Raw genomic sequence first — 1,263 nt, forward strand, 5'->3', positions numbered from 1 at the left:
GAGTTAGAAGAAATTCTGTTTGAGCGTTGTCAAGTTCTTTTAACACAGCAATTTGCAATCAAGGCTATAACCCAGTACCATTGGTGGCCGAAAATTCAGGTTTAATTACTCCGATGCTACCGGATTTGATATTACGCCACTATTTGGCTGGCTTGCATCGCAAAACCTTGTGTTACTCAAAGTGCATTAGACATCTGGTGAAAAATAAATAAATTGTGATATAGTAATAAAAAATTTAATTTTTAGTGGCTAATTATCACCAGTATGGTTGAGTACATTCACAATCATTCACAAGAATCAGAACGTTTATTAGCCATCAAGTATGAACAACTCGAAAAGTTATTAAAATAACCAGAAAAACTCCATAATAATAAGCCAGAGATAGCTACCGCTAAAAAAGTTAGAATAATTGCTTGTGGAGGCGGTAGGCAACCTAAATTATCTATAGAACAAATTATTTTAACCTTAACTTATTTCAGATATTTGACAACATTTCAACTACTAGGAATTCAATTCGGAGTAAGTGAAACTACTGCCAATGATATCTTTAATTACTGGTGCCCAATAATTGGAGAATTATTACCACCGAGCCTGCTAGAACAAGTAAAAAAAACTCAAGTGAACAAGAAATTGTCTCCGAAATTTTAACAGAGTACGAGTTAATCATAGATAGTTATGAACAGGCCATAGAAAGACCAAAAAAATATGAAAAACAAAAAGAATATTATTCTGGAAACAAAAAAAATCATAGGAGAAAAAGTCAGGTAATTGTGTTGCCTAATGGTCAAGATATTGTTGATGTCGAAGCTGGAAAACCAGGAAAAAAGAGTGACATAAATTTTTTTCGTGAAACACAACAAAAATTATCTCCAAAACAACAATTTACTGGTGATCAAGCTTCGGTTGGAGAACCAGCAATAAAAACACCTAAAAAACAGCCAAAAAATCAAGAATTAAGCAGTCAAGAAAAGTTTCAAAAAAAAGAGCTTGCTAGTGAAATAATTTTTGTAGAAAATGTAATTAGATTACTAAAAATATTTCGGGTAGCTCAAGAAAGATTTCGGCTAAATTCTGAGAAATATACGCAAATAATTATGACTATTTGTGGTCTTGTTAGATTACGAATAGGTAGATTGATTAGACTTGTCGCTTTATAAGGTAAAGTAAAGTTAATAGGGTGTTTGAGATGGGACAATGTTAGATCTGAATCGGGTGCTAAAAGAAGACCGCCTCAGTGCGGGCATTGACTGGACTAAACCGTAA

The 1,263-nt window shown here is 33.2% G+C and carries 1 protein-coding gene and 1 pseudogene; both read left to right on the forward strand.

What is annotated here, in order from left to right:
- Window positions 1-483: 483 nt before the first annotated feature.
- Window positions 484-528: pseudogene (locus F6K06_RS33555) on the forward strand (hypothetical protein); the annotation flags it as partial.
- Between the two features lie 29 nt (window positions 529-557).
- Window positions 558-1,157: a transposase family protein gene (locus F6K06_RS33560; protein WP_287245588.1), complete on the forward strand. Its 600-nt coding sequence runs from the start codon at window positions 558-560 to the stop codon at window positions 1,155-1,157.
- The last annotated feature ends 106 nt before the right edge of the window (window positions 1,158-1,263 follow it).

This window comes from Okeania sp. SIO1H4 (assembly GCF_010672695.1).
In the GTDB taxonomy this organism is placed as follows: Bacteria; Cyanobacteriota; Cyanobacteriia; order Cyanobacteriales; family Microcoleaceae; genus Okeania; species Okeania hirsuta.